The organism is Oceanococcus sp. HetDA_MAG_MS8 (genome assembly GCA_019192445.1).
In the GTDB taxonomy this organism is placed as follows: Bacteria; Pseudomonadota; Gammaproteobacteria; order Nevskiales; family Oceanococcaceae; genus MS8.
Genome location: JAHCMK010000003.1, coordinates 373,836 through 389,650 on the forward strand (window position 1 = coordinate 373,836; position 15,815 = coordinate 389,650).

A 15,815-nucleotide genomic window follows, 5' to 3' on the forward strand; every position below is an offset into this window, starting at 1 on the left:
GCGAAGCGAGCCCACAAGAGGATGGCGCTCGGATTACCGACGCCATGCAAGCTTCACTCCGCGGAATTTCTCGTCATCTTCGGTCGTGGTGCCCAGTTCTTGCAGCCTACGAATATGACTCTGAATTATTCAATGGTCGCTATGTATTGTGCTTTTGCACAAACGGAGCCAGGGTATAGTGTCCTCACGCTCCCCATGGTGACATCGTTGTGGAGAAACGCATGATTCCTCATCCGCGCATCGCTTTGGTGGAAGACTCGCAGGCGGATCAAGTGCTGTTTTGCAAAATGCTCAGCCGGGCCGTGCCTAACGCTCAGGTGGAGGTGTTTTCCAGTGCTGATGCCTTTAAATCAGCTTTGCGGCCAGGCAGCTTCGATTGTGTGTTTTTAGACCATCGCTTACCTGACGGTACTGGGCTTGACGTGCTGCACGACCTGCGCTGCCAAGATGAGTTTGAAACCTTGCCTGCCATCATGTTGACCGGCTGGGGGAATGAGGCAACAGCCGTTCAAGCCATGAAATGGGGAGCGTCGGATTATTTGCCGAAGGGTCAGGTCGATGCCAAAACTTTGACATCCGCGATGGATGCAGCCTTTAGCGCTGCAGCCCGCGCGGAGCGTAAACGCGACAACGACCGGCGGTTGAAAGAACAAATCTTCACGGATGATTTAACGGGTGTTTTTAACCGACGGGCATTTGATGAGGCCATTGTGGCCTTAGATCAGGGCCAGTCTCGTCCAGCTTTGGCCTTGGCTTACTTAGATTTGAATGAGTTTAAGGAGGTCAACGATATCCATGGTCATGCCGCCGGTGACGAGGTGTTACGCCAAATCGCCAGTCGCTTGCAAAGCCGGCTGCGCAGCAGCGATAGCGTTTATCGGCTGGGCGGGGATGAATTTGTGGTTGTGCTCTCGCCACCGCCTCGCGGGCAAGACCTGGATGCATTAGTGAGTGGACTCCATCAGGCCCTGAAACAGCCTATCCGTGATGCCGACGGCAAGGTGTTACTGCAGGCTGGTGGAAGTTTGGGTGTGGCCGGGCGTGGCGAAGGTGGAGAGCCCATGACCTCGCTAGTGGAGCGGGCAGACCGGGCCATGTATAGAGCCAAACGCAACCAAGGCGGCCGCGATATTGATTGCCCGGAGCTGGATTGTGTCAATAGTCATTCCGGTGATGGCTGCACAATGCGACCCAAGGTTGAGAATTTCTAGGGTGCGCTCGCCCCGAACCGCAATAACTTAATGCGTTCTTTGACTGGCAACTGAGCCCAGACCAACACTCACTCCCTCTCCGTTTTGGCTCAGCAGAATTCCACTTGGGGGAATGTTCTTCATGAAGTCGTCGGCGCGTACCGCGCGACCGTAAAGATAGCCTTGGCCCAAGTCGCAAGCATGGTCGCTGAGAAAGCGGCTTTGTCCATCTTCTTCGATGCCCTCGGCCACCACGCTGAGGCCCAGAGTATGTGCCAGAACAATAATGGCACTGGTGAGGTCAGCATCGTGTTGGTTGTGTTCCAAATGCTGAATGAAACTGCGGTCAATTTTCAGCTTATCTACGGGATAGTTCAGTAGGTAAGACAAGCTGCAATAGCCGGTGCCGAAGTCATCGATGGCCACGTGAACGCCCATCATGCGTAGGGCCTTCAGGGTGTCGCGCGCATGGTCTGGATTTTCTAGCAGCAAGTTTTCCGTGATCTCGAGCTCGAGGGCGCTGGCCGGCAATGCCGTTTGCCGGAGTGCTTGCTGGACTTCAGCCACCATGTCCATGTGCTGGAACTGTAGGGCTGACACGTTGACCGACATCACAAACTGCTCACCGAGCTTCGCACGCATTCGCCGCGCGTCTAGGCAGGCCTGATGCAGCACCCAAGGGCCAAGCTTGGCCATTAGCCCACAAGACTCGGCGAGTGGAATGAAGACACTGGGCGGAACCTCTCCCAGCTGGGGGTTATGCCAGCGCAGTAAAGCTTCGCAGCCGCAGAGGCGGCCGGTTTTGAGATCGATCTGGGGCTGGTAGCTCAGCCACAGCTCTTCCTTAAGCAAAGCCTCGCGGAGGGCGGCTTCAATATGGAGCGCATCCCGTTCGGCCAAGGCTGTTCCGGGCTGCGCTTGGGTTCGCCGACGCCAGGACTGCGCCTTGGATTGCTGCATGGCCAGAGCCGCTTGATGCAGGAGCTCATCCACGGTGCGCGCCCTGGTCGGGTAGCTGCTAGCCCCGAGGCTGGCTCCAAGAATGATGGTTTCTCCGGCAACCTCAAAGGGTTGCTGCAGCACAAGGCTCAAGTCCTCCAAAGCCGCGGCCATGCCGGTGTCATGGTCTTGCGGAGTAGAGCGCAGAAGAATCGCAAAGTCATCTGAGCCCAAACGCCCTACACAATGCGGCTGAGGATATTTCTGGAGCAGGCGCTGGGCAAGGCTGCAGAGCAGAGCATCGCCGCCCTGCTGCCCCAAGCTATTGTTGATGCGTTGAAAGCGGTCCAAGTCCAAAATCAGCAGGACGACCTCAGTCTGGTCCGGCTGATATTCGCTCACCGCTTGGCGAAGCTGGGCAAGAAAGTCTTGGCGATTCGCCAGGCCTGTCAGCGGGTCCAGACTCGAACCGATGGGCTGCGGCTCAATGGCAGTGTGGTGACGCTTTTGGCTGCCCCGCTCAGGCAGCCTGCGGCGGCCGAAAAGCAGCCCCAAACCCATTCCACCGAGCATGGCGCTCAGCAACCAGCCTAAACCGGTCATGGTTGCTGTCTGCCCTTGGCTCTGTGCTCGCCCCGCGCATGAAAGAGCAGCGCCTTGAAGGATGCTGCGGCGATGCCGGGCTGGAGCCATGCTAAAAACGTCTGCATGGCTATGCCCAGCAAGCTTTGTTCCGCTAGCCCCTCACTTTAGAGTGAGTTGGGGGGGATCGAAGTCACCATGGCGCCCCTGGCCTTCTTTAAAGCGTGTTGCGCCTGCGAGGGTTTCTCCGGAACCTAGCGTATTCAGGCCATACTCAAACTCTTGGCGCATGGCCTGTTCCTCGTTCAAGGACCATTGCTGGCGAGCACTGCGTAGGTCGCCACGTAAGCAGGTTTGGGGAAAGGCCATGAGCTGCTCAGCGAGCTCCATGGCCGTGTCGAAGCTCTGGCCTGCAGCGCAGCGACGGTTGACCAAGCCCATTTGGCTCGCCTCCTCTATGGCCACGGGGCGGCCCGTTAGGATCATGTCTAGGGCTCGACTTTGGCCAATCAGTCTGGGTAGGCGAACGCTACCACCGTCGATGAGTGGTACCCCAAAGCGGCGGCAGAACACCCCAAAGATGGCGCTGTCATCGGCAACGCGTAGGTCACACCAGCAGGCCAGCTCCAAACCACCGGCAACGCAATAACCGCTGATGGCCGCGATGACTGGCTTAGCGCATTGCATCCGGGTCGGCCCCATGGGGCCGGGGCCATCACGGTCAATTCTGTTGGCCAATTCAGGCTTGCCGCTGGCAACGGCTTTGAGATCCGCCCCTGCACAAAAGTGACCTCCGGCCCCATGCAGGATGGCGACATCCAGCTCAGGGTCTTGGTCGAAATCAGTAAATGCGTCCAGGAGGGCGTCAGCTGTAGGTCGATTGACGCAGTTACGCACTTGCGGTCGTTGAATACGAACTTCGAGAACCCGACCGTGTCGGACGCAAACGACGAGAGGGTCGGCTGGCTTGGTCATTACTTAAAATTGTGAATGCGAAGTACTAATGTAATAAACTGCAAGCTGGAATGCAGTACATCCCAAGCAAAATGACAGCACAAAACCCACCGCTAGCCGGAGCCGGCGAAACCCATCCTCTGTTCAACGTGGGTACCGAGCTGACTGATTGGAACGTTTTTGATTCCGACGCCGCCATGGTGGACGGATTGGAGCGCGAAGGAGCCGGCTGGGCGCAAAACCAAGTGCGCGCGCATGGCGAGTGTTTGGGCGAATCTCAGGTTTTGGAATGGGGGCATCTGGCGAACCGTTACCCACCCGAGCTCGATACGCATGACCGCTTCGGGCGGCGCGTAGATGCCGTGCGCTACCACCCCGCCTATCACGAGCTCATGCGCCTAGCGCTGGAGAATGGCCTGCATAGCCAGCCTTGGCTGCAGCCACGGCCCGGAGCGCATGTGGCCCGTGCGGCCATGGTGAGTATGCAGGCGCAGGTTGAAGCCGGCCATGGCTGTCCTGTGACTATGACTTTTGCCAGCGTGCCCACCTTGCAAATGCAGCCCGAGGTGGCTGGGCTTTTTTTGGACAAGGTGCTCACTCCCGGCTACCAGCCTGACAATGTGCCCTATACCCAAAAGCGGGCCTTGACCGTAGGCATGGGCATGACCGAAAAGCAAGGCGGCTCGGATGTGCGAGCCAACACCACCGTGGCTCAGCCCACGGGGGCTGCTGGACCTGGGCAGCTCTACAGCATTACTGGGCATAAATGGTTTTTGTCGGCGCCGATGTGTGATGTGTTTTTGGTATTAGCCCAGGCGCCCGGTGGTTTGAGCTGTTTTGCCTTGCCGCGATGGCTGCCCGATGGCAGCAAAAACGCCATGCAGGTCGTGCGCTTGAAGGACAAGATGGGCAATCGCTCCAATGCCTCCAGCGAGGTTGAATTTCGCGGTGCCCAGGCCTGGCTGATTGGCGAGGAGGGGCGCGGTGTTCCAGCAATTATTGAAATGGTGGGCCTCACTCGTTTCGATTGCATGCTGGGCTCAGCGGGCCAGATGCGGATGGGCGTGGCTCAGGCCATTCATCATTGCCAGCAGCGCTCGGCTTTTGGAGCCCTGCTCACCGAGCAGCCGTTGATGCAAAACGTGCTGGCTGATCTCGCTTTGGAGTATGAGGCTGCGCTGGCCATGAGCTTGCGCTTGGGAAGGGCCTTGGATGCCCGCCAAGCGGGAGACGAGCAGGAGACCAAGCTGTTCCGTTTAGCGACGGCGGTTGGTAAATATTGGGTGTGTAAACGCGGGCCGCAGCATGCCTACGAAATCATGGAATGCATCGGTGGCAGCGGTGTGATGGAGAACTCTATTTTCCCACGCCTATTCCGCGAGTCGGTGATCAACCCCATCTGGGAGGGCAGCGGCAATGTGCAGTGCTTGGATGTATTACGAGCGCTGGCCAAGGATCCGCAGGTCCTCGAGGTATTTCGGCAAGAGCTGCAGCGCGCACGCGGCGCACATGCCGCACTGGATACCCATCTGCAACACTTAGATCGCCATTGGGTGAGCCTTGCACAGGCGGACAGCCATAGCCTGCAATGGCAAGCGCGTAGCTTGGTCGAGGACATGGCCTTGGGCCTACAAGCCGCTTTACTGCAGCAGTCGGCGCCCAATGCCATTGCCGATGCTTTCTGTGAAGCGCGCCTGGGCGATGCCCGCCGCATGCAATATGGCGCGCTGCCTCAGGGGGCTGCTGTAGAGCTGCTGCTGCAGCGGCACGATCCCAGCCATTAGGCGCCAAGGTGGCTCCTGAACTCAGGGGCGACTTATGGTTTGCTTTGCGGTGGCTGCAATTGTTCCTGTAAGCGCTGCAGACGTTGTTGCATCTGGTCCATTTGCTCGCTCAACGCGGCAAGGTCGGCGTGAAGTTGTTGCTGGTCGGCGCGCCTGGCGGTGTTCAGGTGCGCCTCGGTGCGCGCCAGCTGCTGCTCTTCGATGCTTTGCATTGCATCCACCATGATGGCGATGAACAGGTTCAAGACAGTAAATGTGGAGACCAAAATGAAGGGGATGAAAAAGGCCCACGCCCAGGGATGCGTTTGCATCACGGGCCTGGCAATCCCCATTGACCAGCTCTCCAGGGTCATCACCTGAAACAAGCTATACATGGAAGCGCCCAGGCTACCAAACCATTGGGGGTGGCTATGCCCGAACAGGCTGGTGGCGATGATGGCAAATACATAGAACACCAGTAGCAGCAATCCGGCAATGGAAACGATGCCGGGAATCGCATGCAGCAGCGCTTCGACGATGTAGCGCAGTTTGGGCACCATTCGTACCAAGCGCAGTAAACGCAGCACGCGCAGTACAGCAATGGGGCCACTTGCGGGTACCCACGCTATGGCAACAACAATGAAATCGAAGACATTCCATGGGTCGGACCAAAACCGACGTCCTAGTGCGAGCAGCTTGACGCTGATCTCCGCGCTAAACAGAAGCAGAATGATCAAGTCGATGGGGCGCACCCAGACGCCAATGTCTGCCATTAACTGTGGCGCTGTGCCCAGGCCCAAGGTCAGGGCATTGAGCAAAATCAGGCCGACGATGCCTGTTTGAATACCCGGCGATTCCACCCAGGTGTGTAACCGTTTGCGCCAATCCATCCCATCCTCCACGCGTGGTCTGATTAATGACAAAGCCATCACCCCGGCGCCAAACCTTCGGCATGGCCGCCGGCGCGGCATTGTACGTGCTCAGACAGCGACATCGATGACCATGTTGCATTGCGACAGAAGCCGGAAGCGGGCACTCTTGGCGCGGGACCACACGGGAAATTCGACGTTGTCAGCACCACGCCGACGCTTTCGTTCCTATCTCACTCCTTTGCTCACGCGGGGGAGCGGGCCATTGATGCGCCAACGCGGCGGTTCCGGCCGCGTACTGGAGCTGTACTACCAGCCCGGCGACCCGCACTCCCATCTCTGTGCCCAGCTACTTAGCGAGCTGCAACGCCGGCTGCACATTCCGGTTCAAGTCTACGTCGTGCCGGAGCCGGCTTCTGACTGCTATCCGGAAGCCGAAAAGCAGCGCCTCTTCGCGCGCCAGGATGCGGCCCAGATTGCCCCCGCCTACGGGCTGCACATGCCAGGCCTAGAGCCGCCCTGCCCGGATGATTGTTTACGCGCCGCGCGCACCTTATTAGGTGCTCGGAATGTGGATGACTTTGTGCGTCGGGAGGCAATTTGTGCCGGCGCCTTGTTCCGCGCCGAGGACATAACCGCTGCGGCCCGACCGTTTGCGGCTTTGGATCTGGCCGCGACGGAGCGACAACTGGCCGCCAATGCCAAGCGTCGAGAGCGACTTGGTCATTATTTGCCCGCCATGTGGCAATTCAACGGTGAATGGTTTTGGGCGCTGGATCGTTTGGGGTTTTTAGAGCAGCGATTGCGTGCGCAGGGTGTGCTCAGCGGCTCGGAGTCCTTAGTGACTCGCCATCCGGCATTGGCGACGTGGCCTGAGGATTCCGTCAATCACTCCTGTGATTTCTGGTTTAGTTTTCGTAGCCCTTATTCCTACTTGGCGGCGATGGATTGGGCCGCCAAACCGCAGTATCACAAGTATCTCAATGTACGGCCGGTGTTGCCGATGGTAATGCGGGGTTTACCAGTGCCGCAGGCGAAACGTCTCTACATTGTGCGTGATGCCCAGCGCTTGGCAGATGCCTCTGGAGTGCCCTTTGGCCGTATCGTGGACCCCGTGGGCAGTGGAGTGCGGCGCTGCCTGGCGGTGTTCCCACTCGCCGAGGGCGTGGGTCAACAGCTGGCCTTTTTGTGTGCGGCTGGCCGGGCTTGCTGGGGTGAGGGCATAGATCTGGCCACAGATGCGGGGCTGCGCTATGCGGTCGAACAAGCCGGGATGTCGTGGTCACGGGCCCGTGCCATGTTGACTCCGCCGCTAGACATCGACTACGCAGAGAAAAATCAACAGGACTTATTCGCTGCTGGGTTATGGGGCGTACCCAGCTACAAAATGGGTGAGTGGGTAAGCTGGGGGCAGGACCGCCATTGGTTACTGCAATCCTATTGGGACCGCGCGGCCACAGAGATGACCGATTCATTTGCTCATGCGGGGTAGACTCTGCGCTCGGTTCATTTTTCAAGAGTGCGCTCATGAGCGAGTGGGATCTCAGCGGAGAAGAGGCAAGAGTCATTGCCGTATTGGTGGAGAAATCGCAGACCACGCCGCAGTATTACCCCATGACGGTGAATGCGATCACCCAGGGGTGTAACCAGAAGTCTGCCCGGCATCCAGTGATGCAACTCACGCAGGGAGAGACAGGGCGGGCACTCAATGCCTTGTTGGAGCGCAACTGGGTCGATCGTGAAGAAGACGGCGGGCGCGTGCCGCGCTGGCGGCAACAGATGCGTAGTCAGCTGCTGCTGAAAAAGCCCACCCAAGCCGTGCTCACGGCGCTGGTGCTGCGTGGGCCACAAACCCAAAGTGAGCTGCAACGACATGCCCAGCCCCTCGGCGGCCCCACCGACAGCGCTTCCATGAGTGAGGCTCTAGACGATTTGGCGGATCGTGCTCAACCCCTGGTGATGCGTCTGGAGCGGGCGGCTGGGCAAAAAGAGCCACGCTGGGTGCATTTGCTCTGCGGCGCAGAGCACGCGCAGGAACAGGCTCAGTCAGCGGTGCGCGTGGCGCGCATGCCACATAACGAGGACGACACCTTAAAGGCTCGCGTGGCCGCGCTGGAAGAAAGGGTGGCCGCTTTGGAAGCCCAGCTTCATTCAGTAACGACCACGACTCAGCCCTCGCATAGCGAGGGCTGATGACCAGCCCGTTTAATAATGGGGTGGGCGCTCGTCGTCGTTACTGCCGGTGGCTGCCACTTCAGTCCGCAGGCCTTCAATTTGCCGGTGTAGCTGCTGTACCTGTTTGACCAACGCATCCAGGCTGAGCTGTTGCTTGGCCACGATCTCATTCAGGCTGCGCACGGTGTCGTCGGCAAAGGCCAAGCGGCTCTCCAAATCCACTAGGCGCTGCTCTTGCTCGCTGATCGAGAGACTCATGGGCTAACCGTCGGGAAGCAAAGCTTTGATGACGCCTTCTTTAAGCGTCACTACGCTCGGTGATTTCCAGCAGGTGGTAGCCAAACTGAGTTTTGATGGGCCCGTGGACGGTGTGCAGGGCATCTCTGAATACCACTTCATCGAATTCGGGCACCATCATGCCCTGACGAAACTGGCCCAAATCGCCGCCGCTTTTTCCTGAGGGGCAGGTGGAGTGCTGCTGGGCGACTGCTGCGAAGTCCGCACCGTTGGCAATTTCATCTTTGAGTTGTTGGCACTGTTCTTCGGAGGCCACCAAAATGTGGCGTGCACTGGCTGAAGGCATTTTTTTCGCTCTGAGGAAAGAAAACATGAGGGAATGCTAGCAGTCTGGCCGTTTGCGGTCAGTAAGCGCGTCGCCCTCCACACAGGCGAGCGTCATGATTGGCCCTTGGCGCGCTATGCATGATGGACATTGCACGGAGGTCGATAGCCTGAGAGCGGGTGGACTTCCGTATAATGCTGCAATGCAACACACACTGACGAAACCATGGATGGTTGTGCTGCTGGGGCTGCTGAGCAGCCAGGCCGCCGCCGTGGACCTCAAGCTCGAAGGCCAGCTCAACCAGTACTCCGGCCTCAGCCCGGTGTTGCGGCCTTCTGCGGCATTGACTCTAGAAGCTCGGCCTTATGCCAGGGAGCGCGGAGGAACCACCTATAACTTGGACGTGGTTTTGTTCGGCCGCTACGGCGAGGGCGTTGAAGAAGGCCGTAAACACGTGGATATACGTGAGTTCGGATACATCTTTGCCAACCGCCATTTGGAGTGGCGCATGGGCATCGGGCGGGCTTTTTGGGGCGTCACCGAGTCTGTGCATCTGGTCGACATCATCAACCAGGACGATGCTCTGGAAGACATTGATGGCGAGGACAAGCTCGGCCAGCCTTGGTTGGCCGCGAGCACGCGGTTGGGTCCGGGGAATTTGGGGGTGTTCGTCTTACCGCGCTTTCGCGAGCGTGAGTTCTCGCCGGTGTTTCGGGAGCTGGCGCCTTTCGCGATTCGCGAGGAGGAACGTCGTTTCGAGTCCAGCCGCGAACAACAGCATGTTGATTACGCCCTGCGTTATGGGCAGCGCTGGGGCGGACTTGAGGCGCGACTGTCCTATTTCCAGGGCACGAACCGGGAACCCGTGCTGCAGCCCTGCGCGGCCCAAGGCAGCGGCCGTCCTGGCACCGAGAATCAAGCGAACTGTGACCTCAGTGAAGCTTTTGCTCCCCCCGACGTTGATCCATTGACCGCTGTGCTCATCAATACCGCAGCCTTATTCGACCTAGGTCCTTCCCAAGACGAGCTGGAAGAGGAGTTCATTGAAGAGGCCCTGGCCGATGTGGTGTTGATCCCGCGCTATGATCAAATTCAGCAAGTCGGCCTAGAGGCGCAGTGGGTTCGGGGCGCCGCCGCATGGAAGTTGGAAGGGCGCTGGCGCGAACAGCGCTCTGAAGACCAAATCGCCTTTGCAGGCGGGGTGGAATACAGCTTGGGGGTGTTTTGGGATGGGCTGTTGGATATTGGCCTCCTCGCCGAATATCTGTACGACGATCGCGACCCAGACGTATTTTTCAACCTGTTTGACGACGACATATTCGTCGGCACGCGGGTTCTAGGAAATGACATTGCCGGCACTCAGATACTCGGCGGAGTGATAGTTGACCGCAATGATGGCTCGTGGTTTTGGTCCTTAGAAGCCAGTCGCCGTCTCAACGGGCGTTTGCTGGCGACCATCGAAACTCGCGGCTTCCAGCCGCGTGGTGAGGCCGCAGTCACCGACTTCTTGGATGATCTCGATAGTCTGCGCCTGCAGCTAGAGCTGTTTTTTTAGGCTCCTCTAGCCGTAGCGCCGAATGAGTCAATCATGGCTTAGCGGCGGTTGGTCTAATCTCTAAGCAATACTAGCCCAGCGCCTCAACTTTGCAGCAGGCTTGGTAATCCAGTAGGGCACGGGGCTTGAGCCCAACTACGCAACATTGCGGTCGTGGGTTCGGGCTGGGCCTTCAACTTTGGCTTCTTCTTTGCATGGCTAAAAAACATCGTGTACGGTGTTTTTATGCGCTGCAACACGCGCGAAGTCATTTGTCCCCTGGAGTTTCATGCACATTCTGGCAACCGACCTCGATGGCACCTTTCTTGGTGGTAGTGAGACGGCGCGCGCCCGTCTCATCGATCATTTCCTGGCCGCGCCAGATCGACGTCTGCTGTATGTGACCGGCCGATCAGTCAACAGCGTACAAGGCCTGATTCGTGAGGGCAGGCTGCCCGAACCTGATGGCATGATTTGCGATGTGGGCACCACCGTGGCCTGCGGCCGCGGCCAGCGTTTGCCAGGGCCAGCTCAAGAGGCGGTGGAAGCTGTTTGGAAAGATCAGACCCAGGCTATTTTGGAGCTGCTCGATGGGCATCCAGGCCTGCGCCTGCAGGATGATTTTGGTCCACGCCGGGTGTCTTACACCTTTGAGCCGGGCACCGACCTGGATACTCCTGCCGCCAAAGTGCGGGAGTTAGGTCTCACCCCGCTGGTGTCAGCCAACGTCTTTTTTGACGTGCTACCACCGGGAATCAACAAGGGCGTGACGCTACGCCGCTGGTTAGAGCAACATGACTATCAGCCCCACCAGGCGCTCGCTGCCGGTGACACTTTGAACGATTTGGCCCTCCTGGAGTCGGGTTGCCCAGCGGTCATGGTGGGCAATGCCGAAGAGGGATTGAAACAGCGCCTACAGCCCAGTGACACCATCTTTCACGCCCGAGGCGAGGGCTGCGACGGAATCGTGGAGGCCTTGGAGCACTTTGGGGTGGAGTTAAACGCATGAGTTCTAGCCTCGTCGTCGTTTATCACCGTCAGCCTTTTGAAGAGCAGATTGTTGACGGCAAAACCGTGGTGCGCAGCCACCGCAGCCCTAATGGGATCGTTCCCACCCTGCGTGGATTCTTCCAGTATTTCGATAAGGGGACCTGGGTGGCCTGGACCGAAGTCTCCGAAGACCAAGCTGGCGGAGTCGTGAGCGAACGTGAGGTGGCCTACGCCGGTGAGCACTATCATGTGTCGCAGGTGGGCCTGACGCCGGAGCAGGTGCACTCCTTTTATAAGGTGACGTCTAAAGCTTCGTTATGGCCGGTGCTGCACACCTTTCCCAATATGTTTGACTACGATGCGGCAGATTGGGACACCTTCCGCGAGGTCAACCGCATTTTTGCCAAGGCGACTTGCGAAGTGGCGGAAGAAGGAGCATGGATTTGGGTGCACGACTACAACCTCTGGTTGGTGCCCAAGATGATCCGAGACATGCGTCCGGATCTGAAAATCGCGTTCTTTCACCACACCCCGTTTCCCAGCTCCGATGTGTTCGGGGTGCTGCCGTGGCGGACGGAGATCACCGAATCTTTGTTGTCTTGCGATCGGGTTGGATTCCACATCCCGCGCTATGCAGAGAACTTCGCCGGTGTCGCACGTGCTTTCGGTGGGGCGCGTGCAACTCGCAGGGAGCCTGTGTCTGAGCGGCTTCGGCCTGAAGGGTGGGCCCTGCAGGAATCATGGTGCGTGACCGAGCTGGAGTGGGAGGGGCGAAAAATCGCCGTGGATTCCGTGCCTCTGGGCGTGAACGTGGATCAAATTGAGGCTACCGTCAACGCGCCAGAGGCGAGGGCCCGCGCAGCAGACATCCGGGAACAAATCCGGGTGGACACCATGCTGTTTGCGGTGAGCCGCGTGGACTACACCAAGGGCACGCTGGAAATGCTGCAATGCTACGAGCGCTTGCTGCAGCGGCGTCCGGATCTGATCAACAAAATCAAACTCTATGTGGTTTGCGTTGCCCCGGCCAAAGGCATGGCGGTATACGACCAGATTCAGGCTGAAATCGAACAGAAGGTTGGCTCCATCAACGGTAAGTATTCTCAGCTGGGCTGGGTGCCGGTGGTGTTATTTTCTACGCCCTTGCAATTCAGCGAGCTCATGAGCTGGTATATGGCTGCGGATGTGTGCTGGATTACTCCCTTGAGGGATGGGTTAAACCTCGTGGTGAAGGAGTATGTGGCCGCCAAACAGGGTGAACCTGGCCGGTTGATTCTGTCGGAGTTCACGGGCGCAGCCGTGGAGCTGTCCGATGCCATTCTTACGCACCCTTACTCGGCGCGGAGCATGGATTCCGCCATTGATGAGGCCTTGGCCATGGGTGATGAGCAGGCCCGCGAGCATATGCAAGCCATGCATAGAGGTATCCGTACCCATGATTTGGCGGCGTGGACCCGGCGCTTACTAGAGCGCTTTGGGGTGGACAGCTCTGCGGTTGGGCAGAGCAAGGGTGCGGCGGCTTAGGCCCGTACTGTGAGCGCGGGCGCATAACTCGCAGCGGCCCGCGGGTTCGGCACTGATACTAGCGGCGGAATTCCTCGGGTGCGGCTTGCGCTTGGTCCAGCAATATCTGGCGCGCCGCATCAATGTCCGCGACATCTAGCAGCCAGTGGCCCATTTTTCTTGCCCGCCGTGGCGCTTTACCGTAAAGGATGATTTCGCCGCCGTAACGGGCTTGCATAGCCTGCGCGGTCGCTGGGTCATTAATGCCATGCTCGGGATATAAATTGAGCATGCCGCAATCGCGAACATCGAGCTGGGGTAAGGGGAGCTCCATTGTGGCTCGAACATGGAGTTCAAACTGGGAGCAGTTGGCTCCACGCGAGGTCAGGTGGCCGCTGTTGTGTACGCGAGGGGCAATTTCATTCACCAGCACCTGGCCGTCGGGAGCGAGAAAAAACTCCACGGCAATCACCCCGCGGCCGTCCCATTGGCTGGCGATACGTCGCCAAATTTCCTCGCCGCGCTCGCGGGCAGCGGCCGAGATTGGGGCGGGCCAGCGAGAAATATGCAGCTGTCCCGCGATGTGTACGTTGTCGATGGGGGGATACAGGCGCATTTGCCCCTCGCTGCCACGAGCGCCAACGACGGAAAACTCCTGTACGTCGATAATCCAGCGCTCCATCACACAGGGCATTTGGCCAAGCTCATCCCAGGCTTCAACCAACTCTTCTGCACAACGCACCTTGCGCTGACCTTTGCCGTCATAGCCGCCTTTACGGAGCTTGAGTACGGCCGGGAATTGCGCTTCGGCTTGCGCTTGCTCCAAGGCGCTGCGGGAATCTATAGACCAAAACTCGGGTTGAGGCGCGCCCACTCGGCGTAAGAAGGCCCGTTGAGTTAGGCGATCACTGAGCTGGCGCATCAGCTCAGGCCCGGGCTGCACCTCCGTGCGTTGGGCCAAATACACCAGTGTGGCATCAGGTACGTGTTCAGTATCCAGGGTGACCACCTGGCTGAGTTCGGCCAGGCGATTTAAGCTGGCGTTATCCCCAAACGAGCCCTGAACAAAGTGGGTACATGCGCTGCGCGCCGGAGCATTGGGGTCGGCACTGAGTACGGCAGTGTCAATTCCTAGTTCCTGTGCTGAATGGCACATCAACATCGCGAGTTGACCGCCACCCAAAATTCCCAATGTGGTACTCATGGCAAGATGTCGTTGGCTTCGATGGCAGCTGTTTGGCGGCTGCGGAAGGCGTCTAGGCGTTTTGCTAAGTCAGCATTCTCTAGGGCCAGAACGGCCACCGCACTCAAAGCCGCATTGGCTGCGCCGGCTTTACCGATGGCAAAGGTGGGCACGGGAACGCCTTTGGGCATTTGCACGATAGATAACAGGGCGTCGATGCCCCGCAACATCGATTTTTCGTGGGCCACGGGTACGCCGAAGACCGGGAGGGGGGTCACGGCAGCAAGCATTCCGGGTAGGTGGGCTGCACCACCTGCACCCGCAATAATGACCTTCAGGCCACGGTCCCGCGCGCTCTCGCCATATTGATGGAGTTTTTGCGGCGTGCGGTGTGCGGAAACAACGCGGGCCTCAAAAGGCAGATCGAACTTGCGCAGGATATCTGCGGCATGTTCCATCACAGGCCAGTCCGAGCGGCTGCCCATCACAAGGCCAACGATCGGCGATGGGGAGGAGTCGGTCATGCAAAATCTCCGGGGCCGAGGACCCACTGCGCGAAGCCAAAATACAAAGGTATTCCGACAATAATATTGAATGGAAAGGTCACGCTGAGCGCCAGGGTTGTTCCCAGCGCCACGTTGGCGTTGGGTATGGCCATGCGCAGGCCAGCGGGAACCACAATGTACGAAGCGCTGGCGGTCAGAACGGCTAACAAGGCGGCGTCAGACGCATCCAATCCCAGCAGAAAACCGCACAGGATAGCGCTAACCGCGCAAAAGAGGGGAAAAATGATCGCGAACAGCGGTAATACCCATCCATGCACACGCCACTCTGGTTGGCTGTCCCCGGCTTGTAAGCCCATGTCTAACAAAAACACGCAAAGCAAACCGTAGAACGGTGCGATGAAGGCTTGCTCTAACATGCCAGCGGAGTCGCCGCGGGCCAGTAAGCCGATGAGTAGGCCGCCTAACAGTAATACGATGCTGGGGTTGGCCAGCACATCATGCAGCCAATGCCACCATGAGGACGGCTGCGGGCGCCCCAGGCTGCGGCCTGCTAACCAAATGCCAGTGAACAAGGCTGGAATCTCCATCACGAGCAATAAGGCCACCATATGGCCGCTGTACTCGACTTGGCGCACATGGAAATAGTTCAGGGCTGCCATAAACGTGACCACACTGACCGAGCCGTAATGAGTGGCAATGGCGGCGGCATCGGCGTTATTGAGCCCGCTGCAGTACCTCAGCACCCATGAGCCCAGCCAGGGCGTACTGAGGCTGAAGATCAGGCCGCAGACGAGCAGCCAGCCGACATTTGCGGGCAGACCATGGCTGGCCATGGACAAGCCGCCTTTAATGCCAATGGCAATGAGCAGAACTTGCGAGAGCAAGGTTGCAGGCGCACGCGGAATATACAAAGGGCTGCCAATCAGCCGTGCGCCCAGCCCCAAGGCAAAAAACAAAATGGGAGCGCTGAGAAAGTTATCCAGAAGCATGTGTGGTGGGCCGAAGCGGGCTGCGGCCTCTGGCCTTTCTTCGAAAAAACTGGTGATATAGTGGTGTTAGATCAAC

General features: G+C 58.6%; 15 protein-coding genes. 7 read left to right on the top strand and 8 right to left on the bottom strand.

Annotation, left to right across the window (positions count from 1 at the left end):
* Window positions 1–221: 221 nt before the first annotated feature.
* Window positions 222–1,211: a GGDEF domain-containing response regulator gene (locus tag KI787_07500; GenBank protein ID MBV6629794.1), complete on the top strand. Its 990-nt coding sequence runs from the start codon at window positions 222–224 to the stop codon at window positions 1,209–1,211.
* A gap of 27 nt (window positions 1,212–1,238) precedes the next feature.
* Here the strand turns inward: KI787_07500 and KI787_07505 are convergent, their stop codons facing one another.
* Both KI787_07505 and KI787_07510 read right to left on the bottom strand, forming a co-directional pair.
* Entirely contained in the window at window positions 1,239–2,732 is a 1,494-nt protein-coding gene (locus KI787_07505) for a bifunctional diguanylate cyclase/phosphodiesterase (protein ID MBV6629795.1), read from the bottom strand.
* A 141-nt stretch (window positions 2,733–2,873) separates the two neighbouring features.
* Window positions 2,874–3,686: a crotonase/enoyl-CoA hydratase family protein gene (locus KI787_07510; protein MBV6629796.1), complete on the bottom strand. Its 813-nt coding sequence runs from the start codon at window positions 3,684–3,686 to the stop codon at window positions 2,874–2,876.
* Between the two features lie 71 nt (window positions 3,687–3,757).
* Here KI787_07510 and KI787_07515 point away from each other — a divergent pair, with 71 nt between their 5' ends.
* The gene (locus KI787_07515; GenBank protein MBV6629797.1) at window positions 3,758–5,449 is read left to right on the top strand and encodes an acyl-CoA dehydrogenase family protein; all 1,692 of its coding nucleotides are present in this window, start codon (window positions 3,758–3,760) and stop codon (window positions 5,447–5,449) included.
* Window positions 5,450–5,481: 32 nt separating this feature from the next.
* Here the strand turns inward: KI787_07515 and KI787_07520 are convergent, their stop codons facing one another.
* Window positions 5,482–6,318, bottom strand: a complete 837-nt coding sequence (locus KI787_07520) for an ion transporter (protein ID MBV6629798.1) — start codon at window positions 6,316–6,318, stop codon at window positions 5,482–5,484.
* 247 nt (window positions 6,319–6,565) lie between these two features.
* Here KI787_07520 and KI787_07525 point away from each other — a divergent pair, with 247 nt between their 5' ends.
* Together KI787_07525 and KI787_07530 are read left to right on the top strand one after the other, a co-directional pair.
* Window positions 6,566–7,789: a DsbA family protein gene (locus tag KI787_07525; GenBank protein ID MBV6629799.1), complete on the top strand. Its 1,224-nt coding sequence runs from the start codon at window positions 6,566–6,568 to the stop codon at window positions 7,787–7,789.
* Window positions 7,790–7,824: 35 nt separating this feature from the next.
* Window positions 7,825–8,490, top strand: coding sequence for a DUF480 domain-containing protein (locus KI787_07530; protein MBV6629800.1), 666 nt, complete (start codon window positions 7,825–7,827; stop codon window positions 8,488–8,490).
* 12 nt (window positions 8,491–8,502) lie between these two features.
* On the opposite strand, the gene KI787_07535 is transcribed toward KI787_07530, so the two are convergent.
* Complete coding sequence (locus tag KI787_07535; protein ID MBV6629801.1) at window positions 8,503–8,730, bottom strand: SlyX family protein; 228 nt, start codon at window positions 8,728–8,730, stop codon at window positions 8,503–8,505.
* A gap of 40 nt (window positions 8,731–8,770) precedes the next feature.
* Window positions 8,771–9,055 carry a peptidylprolyl isomerase gene (locus KI787_07540; protein MBV6629802.1) on the bottom strand — a complete coding sequence of 95 codons (285 nt, stop codon included), beginning with the start codon at window positions 9,053–9,055 and terminating at the stop codon, window positions 8,771–8,773.
* 208 nt (window positions 9,056–9,263) lie between these two features.
* On the opposite strand from KI787_07540, the gene KI787_07545 reads away from it, so the two are divergent.
* The 3 genes from KI787_07545 to ggpS all read left to right on the top strand — a co-directional run bounded on the left by KI787_07545 (window position 9,264) and on the right by ggpS (window position 13,082).
* Window positions 9,264–10,589 (top strand): hypothetical protein, encoded by a 1,326-nt coding sequence (locus KI787_07545; protein ID MBV6629803.1) that lies wholly within the window; start codon window positions 9,264–9,266, stop codon window positions 10,587–10,589.
* Between the two features lie 268 nt (window positions 10,590–10,857).
* Window positions 10,858–11,577 carry an HAD hydrolase family protein gene (locus KI787_07550; protein MBV6629804.1) on the top strand — a complete coding sequence of 240 codons (720 nt, stop codon included), beginning with the start codon at window positions 10,858–10,860 and terminating at the stop codon, window positions 11,575–11,577.
* Window positions 11,574–13,082 (top strand): glucosylglycerol-phosphate synthase, encoded by a 1,509-nt coding sequence (gene ggpS / locus KI787_07555; GenBank protein MBV6629805.1) that lies wholly within the window; start codon window positions 11,574–11,576, stop codon window positions 13,080–13,082. The genes KI787_07550 and ggpS overlap by 4 nt, the downstream gene beginning before the upstream one ends.
* Before the next feature lie 58 nt (window positions 13,083–13,140).
* On the opposite strand, the gene KI787_07560 is transcribed toward ggpS, so the two are convergent.
* The 3 genes from KI787_07560 to KI787_07570 are packed head-to-tail and all read right to left on the bottom strand — an operon-like array spanning window position 13,141 to window position 15,739.
* Window positions 13,141–14,265, bottom strand: a complete 1,125-nt coding sequence (locus tag KI787_07560; protein ID MBV6629806.1) for a 5-(carboxyamino)imidazole ribonucleotide synthase — start codon at window positions 14,263–14,265, stop codon at window positions 13,141–13,143.
* On the bottom strand, window positions 14,262–14,768 hold the full coding sequence (gene purE, locus KI787_07565; GenBank protein MBV6629807.1) for a 5-(carboxyamino)imidazole ribonucleotide mutase: 507 nt from the start codon (window positions 14,766–14,768) through the stop codon (window positions 14,262–14,264). Before purE ends, KI787_07560 begins: the two co-directional genes overlap by 4 nt.
* A complete protein-coding gene (locus tag KI787_07570; GenBank protein MBV6629808.1) occupies window positions 14,765–15,739 on the bottom strand; it encodes a sodium-dependent bicarbonate transport family permease in 975 nt (324 codons plus the stop codon). Before KI787_07570 ends, purE begins: the two co-directional genes overlap by 4 nt.
* Window positions 15,740–15,815: the final 76 nt, after the last annotated feature.

What these genes read in the sequence shown, in the direction of transcription:
- purE (MBV6629807.1), bottom strand. Translation starts at nt 14,768, where the DNA reads ATGACCGACTCCTCCCCATCGCCGATCGTTGGCCTTGTGATGGGCAGC.
- ggpS (MBV6629805.1), top strand. Translation starts at nt 11,574, where the DNA reads ATGAGTTCTAGCCTCGTCGTCGTTTATCACCGTCAGCCTTTTGAAGAG.
- KI787_07500 (MBV6629794.1), top strand. Translation starts at nt 222, where the DNA reads ATGATTCCTCATCCGCGCATCGCTTTGGTGGAAGACTCGCAGGCGGAT.
- KI787_07535 (MBV6629801.1), bottom strand. Translation starts at nt 8,730, where the DNA reads ATGAGTCTCTCGATCAGCGAGCAAGAGCAGCGCCTAGTGGATTTGGAG.
- KI787_07545 (MBV6629803.1), top strand. Translation starts at nt 9,264, where the DNA reads ATGGTTGTGCTGCTGGGGCTGCTGAGCAGCCAGGCCGCCGCCGTGGAC.
- KI787_07570 (MBV6629808.1), bottom strand. Translation starts at nt 15,739, where the DNA reads ATGCTTCTGGATAACTTTCTCAGCGCTCCCATTTTGTTTTTTGCCTTG.
- KI787_07540 (MBV6629802.1), bottom strand. Translation starts at nt 9,055, where the DNA reads ATGCCTTCAGCCAGTGCACGCCACATTTTGGTGGCCTCCGAAGAACAG.
- KI787_07560 (MBV6629806.1), bottom strand. Translation starts at nt 14,265, where the DNA reads ATGAGTACCACATTGGGAATTTTGGGTGGCGGTCAACTCGCGATGTTG.
- KI787_07510 (MBV6629796.1), bottom strand. Translation starts at nt 3,686, where the DNA reads ATGACCAAGCCAGCCGACCCTCTCGTCGTTTGCGTCCGACACGGTCGG.
- KI787_07520 (MBV6629798.1), bottom strand. Translation starts at nt 6,318, where the DNA reads ATGGATTGGCGCAAACGGTTACACACCTGGGTGGAATCGCCGGGTATT.
- KI787_07515 (MBV6629797.1), top strand. Translation starts at nt 3,758, where the DNA reads ATGACAGCACAAAACCCACCGCTAGCCGGAGCCGGCGAAACCCATCCT.
- KI787_07525 (MBV6629799.1), top strand. Translation starts at nt 6,566, where the DNA reads ATGCGCCAACGCGGCGGTTCCGGCCGCGTACTGGAGCTGTACTACCAG.
- KI787_07530 (MBV6629800.1), top strand. Translation starts at nt 7,825, where the DNA reads ATGAGCGAGTGGGATCTCAGCGGAGAAGAGGCAAGAGTCATTGCCGTA.
- KI787_07505 (MBV6629795.1), bottom strand. Translation starts at nt 2,732, where the DNA reads ATGACCGGTTTAGGCTGGTTGCTGAGCGCCATGCTCGGTGGAATGGGT.
- KI787_07550 (MBV6629804.1), top strand. Translation starts at nt 10,858, where the DNA reads ATGCACATTCTGGCAACCGACCTCGATGGCACCTTTCTTGGTGGTAGT.